Annotated in this window: 9 protein-coding genes and 2 pseudogenes; 6 read left to right on the top strand and 5 right to left on the bottom strand. The window is 41.1% G+C overall.

The features are described 5' to 3' along the window. The 3 genes and pseudogenes from BFJ94_RS25160 to mobQ form a co-directional block, all read left to right on the top strand. Positions 1-269: pseudogene (locus BFJ94_RS25160) on the top strand (MerR family transcriptional regulator); the annotation flags it as partial. 146 nt (positions 270-415) lie between these two features. Continuing rightward, complete coding sequence (locus BFJ94_RS25155; RefSeq protein WP_120465421.1) at positions 416-634, top strand: hypothetical protein; 219 nt, start codon at positions 416-418, stop codon at positions 632-634. A 323-nt stretch (positions 635-957) separates the two neighbouring features. Further along, on the top strand, positions 958-2,766 hold the full coding sequence (gene mobQ, locus BFJ94_RS25150) for a MobQ family relaxase (protein ID WP_120465420.1): 1,809 nt from the start codon (positions 958-960) through the stop codon (positions 2,764-2,766). 295 nt (positions 2,767-3,061) lie between these two features. On the opposite strand, the gene BFJ94_RS25145 is transcribed toward mobQ, so the two are convergent. The 5 genes from BFJ94_RS25145 to BFJ94_RS25130 form a co-directional block, all read right to left on the bottom strand. Next, positions 3,062-3,289: a hypothetical protein gene (locus BFJ94_RS25145; RefSeq protein WP_162944426.1), complete on the bottom strand. Its 228-nt coding sequence runs from the start codon at positions 3,287-3,289 to the stop codon at positions 3,062-3,064. 20 nt (positions 3,290-3,309) lie between these two features. Next, positions 3,310-3,531 carry a hypothetical protein gene (locus BFJ94_RS25140; protein ID WP_120465418.1) on the bottom strand — a complete coding sequence of 74 codons (222 nt, stop codon included), beginning with the start codon at positions 3,529-3,531 and terminating at the stop codon, positions 3,310-3,312. A 204-nt stretch (positions 3,532-3,735) separates the two neighbouring features. Next, positions 3,736-4,188, bottom strand: coding sequence for a hypothetical protein (locus BFJ94_RS25135; protein ID WP_120465417.1), 453 nt, complete (start codon positions 4,186-4,188; stop codon positions 3,736-3,738). 165 nt (positions 4,189-4,353) lie between these two features. Further along, a complete protein-coding gene (locus BFJ94_RS25560) occupies positions 4,354-4,581 on the bottom strand; it encodes a hypothetical protein (protein WP_162944423.1) in 228 nt (75 codons plus the stop codon). After that, complete coding sequence (locus BFJ94_RS25130; RefSeq protein WP_120465416.1) at positions 4,533-4,871, bottom strand: sigma factor-like helix-turn-helix DNA-binding protein; 339 nt, start codon at positions 4,869-4,871, stop codon at positions 4,533-4,535. Before BFJ94_RS25130 ends, BFJ94_RS25560 begins: the two co-directional genes overlap by 49 nt. Positions 4,872-5,057: 186 nt before the next feature. On the opposite strand from BFJ94_RS25130, the gene BFJ94_RS25125 reads away from it, so the two are divergent. The 3 genes and pseudogenes from BFJ94_RS25125 (at position 5,058) to BFJ94_RS25115 (ending at position 6,432) form a co-directional block, all read left to right on the top strand. Further along, positions 5,058-5,249 carry a hypothetical protein gene (locus BFJ94_RS25125; RefSeq protein WP_120465415.1) on the top strand — a complete coding sequence of 64 codons (192 nt, stop codon included), beginning with the start codon at positions 5,058-5,060 and terminating at the stop codon, positions 5,247-5,249. Continuing rightward, a pseudogene (locus tag BFJ94_RS26020) lies at positions 5,227-5,381 on the top strand (IS5/IS1182 family transposase); the annotation flags it as partial. The gene BFJ94_RS25125 and the pseudogene BFJ94_RS26020, both read left to right, overlap by 23 nt. A gap of 616 nt (positions 5,382-5,997) precedes the next feature. Beyond that, positions 5,998-6,432 carry a PBECR3 domain-containing polyvalent protein gene (locus tag BFJ94_RS25115; protein ID WP_120465414.1) on the top strand — a complete coding sequence of 145 codons (435 nt, stop codon included), beginning with the start codon at positions 5,998-6,000 and terminating at the stop codon, positions 6,430-6,432. Positions 6,433-6,826: the final 394 nt, after the last annotated feature.

Raw genomic sequence — 6,826 nt, 5'->3', positions numbered from 1 at the left:
AGAATCAAGCTGCAGCTGCAATTTCCCAGGCTCCGGAGGAACAGCGGGCAGAACGAGTGACAGAACATTTAACCAGGCGCCGCATCGATCGGGGGCTCGAAAGAGAAGCGTTAGAACTATGGGCGGTTAAGCCAGAGTCTGAACGCTTCCGGAAAATCGGATTATTTCGCCGCGAGGAAGACATTTCAGCGCGTGATCGGTTCGTACGGGATTATGTAGATCAGAATTATGAAAAAAAGTTGCTTCAGGAGTTCGGGATCGATTCATGACTGCCGTGACTATATGTTGTGACTGATGTGATTGATTAATGCCTACGGTCATGAACGATCGCTTTAAATGCTTGATAATATAAAGGTTTTTTGGGCATGACAAAATGGTTGATGTATGCATGACCGATGTGATAGGGGGTGAGTATGTGATATTGAACGATATTCAAAAGAAGACAATTCAACTCATGAATGTAGGAGATAGAGTGACGTTTGGTGGAGTAGCAGCTGGAAGGAACGATCGCTATGAGGTAAGTCGGCTTGCTGAAGGCAAATTTGAGGTTGGAAAGTATGAGCTGCTGATCTGTCTTGAATCCGATCATGTTGAGTCAGCTGAAGAGGTTATTTCGTTTATCGAAGGAGTATGAAAATCTAAGCAATCCGGAGAAAACGAGAGATCGCATATTCCGCGAATCCTCCCGTTTTTTTCAATGTTCCACGGAAGCCTAATTCAAGCTGAAGGCCGAAAATGGCCAAATATGAGGATCGGGCTGCTAGACATCTATTCTATCTCTATGTATAGCAAGATATGGTAAACTATTCCCGACGATATTGAGTGTAGCGAGATACCCTAAGGGCGCACTTATACATTGCTTCGCAATGTGTGCGGCAGGATTTCATCCTGCACCGTTTACGATTCTTACTAATCGCCAAACCACAAATGACAAAAACCGAAAGGAGGGAAAGCGCTATGGCGATTTTTCACTTTGCTGCGCAAGTGGCATCGCGGAGCGCCGGGCGTTCGGCGGTCGCAATGGCTGCCTATCGCAGCGGCGAACGCCTCGAGGATGAACGCACCGGCGAATTGAAGCACTATCGGCGCGAAGCAAAACCACAAACTGAAATTCTCGCCCCGGCGCATTCCCCTCAGTGGGTTTATGATCGTAATCGTCTCTGGAATGAAGTAGAGACTGCAGAGAAACGGAAGGATGCGCAGCTTTGCCGTGAAATTAATATTGCATTGCCGAAGGAATTTTCTCCGGAATTACAAGCAAAGCTGCTTCGTGAGTATTGCCAACGGCAATTTGTCGATCGTGGCATGATTGCAGATGTAGCAATCCACCGTGACGACCTGAACAATCCACACGCTCATGTCATGCTGACCATGCGTGAAATGGGTTCCGAGGGATTCGGAAAGAAGGTTCGTGAGTGGAACGATCGTGAACTGGTCGAAAAGTGGCGCGAAGCGTGGGCGCAGGACGTGAATCTGGTCTTTGAAAAGGCTAATCGTCCGGAGCGCATCGATCACCGCAGCCTGGAAGCCCAGGGTATCACTGACCGGCTACCTACGGTTCATGAGGGGCCGACTGTCCGTGAAATGGAACAGCGCGGCGTCCAGACGGAAGTCGGACAGATCAACCGGGATGTGAAGGAACATAATGCGGTTGTTCTTGATCTGCAGAAGTACCGGGAACAAAAAGCTGCCCTGCAGGAGAAAAAACAGCTTCCTCCGGTGCAGCGGGCAGTTCTACAAAAGACCGCGGCTATTATTGGCCAGCCGGTGGAGCTGGTAGCTGTTCAAAAGAAGATCCAGGATCTACAGAGCGAAACGGTGCGTTTAGATCAAGGTGCGGAGCAGCTGCAGAAGCAACTCGATCCGTTCCAGCGGGCTGAAGTCCATTTCCAGAATATCAAAAATTGGACTATCGATTTACAGAGCTCTAGCAGCCTCTCTCGCACATTTAATAAAGAATCAAGAGTTAAACATGCGGAACTGGACAAACACATATCACAGGCTCGTATAATGCTTGAGAGAATGGGGTTCAAGGATGAGGGGCAATTCAAATCGCGGAAAGAGAAGGTCAGCGCTTATGTTGAGAAAGAGCTGGCTGGCATAGATCAAGCCAAGGAAAGGATCAGACTAGAAAGCGCCTTGCTTCAAGAAGCCAAGAAAATTTTGAAGCAGATTGAGACTCGATCTGTAGTTGAGCAGTATCAGGACGTTCCTGGAATTCAGCGGTTAAGTTATCCGGAAGCTCAGGTCATTCAGGCAGTCAATAAGGCAGCCGGTCGATATCTTTCTGCAGATGAGATCCAGGGGGCTTTTAACAAGTATGAAGGTGAGCTCCATGACCAGCAGATTCTTCTTAATCAGATCCGGAAGAACGGAGACCGTCTGAGGGGCGCGAATCAGTGGCTGGAGAAGCATGAAGCACAAAATGTTCAGCTGCGTAAGCTATTCCAACCTCGGAATGTTAAGGATCAGCTCAAAGCCGATTTAGATCTATCCGGAAGAATGATGAAGGAGTTTGGTGTTTCTGATAGGAGCGACTATGACCATCAGTTTGCTGATCAGCAGCAGGCTGAACTTAAAAAGCCAGCTATTGAAACCAGGATTAGCACTATTCGTCCAGGGTTTAATCTCTTAAAGGGTGCTGTCGATGCATTACGAGAGGTTGGCCGGAGAGAACAAGCCGAACAGCAGCAACGCCAATGGGCTGAACAGCGGCAGCGGACTAAGGATACCTATAGAAGCCAAGACCAGGAATATGAGCGATAATAATTTATTTCGTTAATTATTAACGGGAGAAAAGGGAAATTTGATGTGCGATCCGGTTATGGAGAATGTGTTCAAGTTCCCACTCGCGGGGCTGGGGAAAACTGACGTCGGATCAATTAGAAAAAGATAAGAAACAAAAGCTAAAAGACATCATCTATTCTATTGTTGAGGGTGCTGATCAAAAAATGTCGGGTCCTAGGAATAAAAGAAGCACCCGAAACCTTGGGTGCAGTGAAGCTGCCGATGCTCGGAAAGCAATTGATGATCGCTTCGGTGTCTCTTTTTTTAAAAGCGTTCAAGGCGTGATCCCAATTAGACCTGTTATTTCATCATTGATATTGTAATCATTTTTAATCTTATATCTACTCAGTCTATTTTTTGTTTTTTTAGCATCATATATTTCTAAGGTATTTTCATCAAAAAATGAAATGCCAAACCTATCTTCTTGATTTACTCGAATAATTAAATCGTATTTGTACTGAGATTCCTGAACATCAAGGGTCTGTATTTTAGTTAATTTCATAGTATTCAGGCTGTTCAATATCAAATTATCTTATCGGGTTCACTAATTGTTACTTCTTCACGATTTAATGTTTCGTAAGATAATCTAGTAATTTTAATTTGATTTACATCAGTTAATGAAATTTGCTCAGAAACAATTTTATTAAATGAAGTGCTTCCTTGTAAAAAATACAATGAAACTACTACAAATAGAGTAATTACAAAAGCAATACTGATAAACAGAGTTTTAGGCTTAATCTTCATTAATATCACTTCCCATTTGATTTTTATCATAATGACTAACTATTAGAAATTTTATATCAAAATAACACTTAATGCCACCCCACCCTCGATAATACAAACGGTCCGGTTAATCAACTCGAAGCGCAATGAAAGAAGATGACCCCTAATGAATATAGGAATCATCTTCTGACAGCGTAGTTTTTTATAAACCATTCACCTTAAGGGTTACAGTTCAATCCATCCACTTCCCGTATTAATTCGAATAACTCTTCCCGCTCCAGTGAAAAATTGAGCTAATACTTCACCAGATTGTTTGTACTCAATATAAGGAAGTTCTACTTCTATCATTTTATAACTAGAGTTATCCTCAAAAGCACGAATAATAGAATTAAACTCATAAATCCCGTCTTTAACCATCCTATCCAGAGTATCTTTTTCATTAGTACCCAGACCTAGGGTAAGAGATACTACACCAGCAGCGACACCAGCAGCGGTATTAGTTGCAAACGCCAATCCCAAAATAGAGGCAGAAGCACTGAGTAGCGAAGCCAAGTTATTTTGATTAGGTTTAACAATTCCGGAATCATACATATCTTGTTGTGCATTTCGAATCATTTTTGCTTGCTGATAAGTCATTGTCACCTTTTTTTTAAACTCTCTTGTTTGATATGCTGCCATAATAATTAACTCCTTTTTCTGATTTTTTTAATCTGACCAGATTTGAAAGCTGCGCGCTTAATTGTCTCTCAACTATAAGGAATTTTTGAAGTTTATTTAACAACCAAGAATTTAAAAAACTTTGAAATAATCTTATTTTTATAGAGATAAAGGAGCGCTAATTTATTATTGAATTACTTCTTCAGATTTCTGTATAAACTCTAAAAACTCAAGAGTAATGATAGATACGGCATCTTCCTTAGGTAATTGAATAAATTTACTTATTCGCAAGATATCCCCTTTGTATATATCAATAAGTTGCAGCATAGCATCAGGATCTCTTTGTTTAGCAGCGAAAAGTAAATCTAATAATTCACCATCTGAGATAATTGTAGAATCATTTTCCTTTTCCATTTGTTCACCGCCTGTTGGCTAATGTTAAGTTGTCGTGCGACTTCTACTTCACTTAGTCCTTGAAGATAGAGCTTATCTATGATTATTTTGCCTTGCGGCGGTAATGAATTGATAAGTTCTTCAACATATATCTTCTCTTCAGACATGGCAGAAAAACTAGGAGTACTTAGGTTGTTTTCATAAAAAGGACATTCCTGATTTCTAGTTCTCTTTGCTTTATATTGTACTCTCCAACCAATACGATAAATCTCACTTTTGCAGCACTCATAAACTGAATTCCGTTTATCCAAGAAGAACCCCTCCTTACTTATGTACATATATAGGGAAATTTAAGTTGTAATTGTAAAACTTGGAAATAGAATAAGAACAAACGTTCGTGTTTTTTATTATACCTTTTGCAATATTGATTGTAAAATATAATGTTTAAGCTCCTAAATGTTGATAGGTAATTGATACAAAGGAAGGAGGCAACAAGGATGGATATTACAGATATAGTATCCCTCGTTACAAATGTGGGTTTCCCTGTAACTTTATGTTTTATTTTGATTCGCTATGTTCTACAAACAATGGGAGAAAAATTCGATCAATTAAATAATTCATTGAACCATCTGATTCAAACTATCGGATCGATTCATTCTATTAAAGTTCAAGAAGACGATAAAGTCTGATGAACACGTGGAGCAGGTAGCGCTCCAGGAAACAGAATATTTCAAGGTGAAATCTAAGGAGCGCTACAAAATTGAAGCCAAAACAGCGAACTCAAACATGGACACGAGTATAATATAGACACATCTTCTGGTTGCTCGACATGTAATTAAAAGGCGCGATGGTGACTGAGGTTTAATTAGAAAACACAGCTAAGCTTGACCCAAAAAAGAAGAAGACACTCGTTCCGAAATTAGGTACGAATGTCTTCTTTTCTGTGATCTAAATAGCATCTGGTTCAATGGTCTCCTTAACATTTCTGTTTTTTTATTGGGACCTCATTGTTGCCGAGCGCTATTAGTGGCCAACATCAGAATTAAAAGACCTTGGAGATCTCTTCTAAGGTCTGTCTTTATTCTAAAAAAATGATAGGTCTATACTGAAGTAGCTGCAGCCGGTTGAAATGCTAAAATGAATTGCCTAGGAATCCGGAGGAATTTGGAGTAAGCTTAAGATCGTATGGTTTGCATTTTCCTGCATTTTTGGAGCCGATCTTAGATTTGTTCCATGGAACGTTAATCGGCTGACAGAGGGAAATACGGCTAAATATCGGGAGTGGCCGGTTCAGGCATTTATGCCAAATGTAGATTTTGTACATATGCTAGTGCTTTAAAGTAATAAACCTCGGCACACATCGAACAAGCATTATGTTAAGAAATCATGCTGATATTCGTATAATGCCTTTACTAAAAAAAAATAGGGGGCGTTATAATGAATTTGAACAAGGGGAAAAAGGCTTTGGAATCGTATACGATAGATATTCATGGGACTGATATTCAGGATGTTGGGGAACTTAATGTCCAAGCTATTAAAAAGTTGACAGGGGTAGATCTTTCGGACGGAAAGGTTAAGGTATATCCAGGTGCTCTAAAACACATTAGAAAACGACACCCCGGGGTCTTGGAGCAATATGGCCATCTCATTCCTGGAATGATTTCATGTCCGGATTACGTTGGGAAAAACCCGAAGGAACCCAACAGCATTGAGCTTGTCAAAATTGTTCAGGATCATCTGCTATTAGCTATCAAGTTAGATCCTACTGGATACGTTTTTGTATCATCTTTTTATGACTTAGCCAACGGAACAGCAAAGCTCCAAAAACGTTTGGCTAGTAGGCGCTGGGTGCCATATAGCACGGATTCATAAGGAATTCCGAAAACCGCAACTCTTGACTGCGTAAACTACATGGGGTATGATTTTTATACCACATAGATTTATGTATGTGATATAAAATGATTTTTTACCAATACTATAAAATAAGGATCATTAGAGGTGGGAAAGGTTCCCCACGCGCTTGCCGAAGGGCAAGTTACCAGAGATCAGGATACGCCGCCCTGCTATGATCCGAATAAGTAAGGCTCCCAAACGGGAGCCTTTTTGCATTCATTTTTACTTTATCCGTTCACTCGGCCACATCGTCCATCAATAGCTTAGACGCCATTTTTAACGTCTCTTTTTGTAGGGACCGATCAATCCGCTTCTGGACTTCAGGGGTTCGTACTCCAATGAATTCTGCGAACGAAACACCGAAGCGTTTTTC

Origin of the sequence: Paenibacillus aceti (assembly GCF_003614185.1) — a bacterium.
In the GTDB taxonomy this organism is placed as follows: domain Bacteria; phylum Bacillota; class Bacilli; order Paenibacillales; family Paenibacillaceae; genus Fontibacillus; species Fontibacillus aceti.
This window is presented reverse-complemented; position numbering and strand designations above follow the sequence as displayed.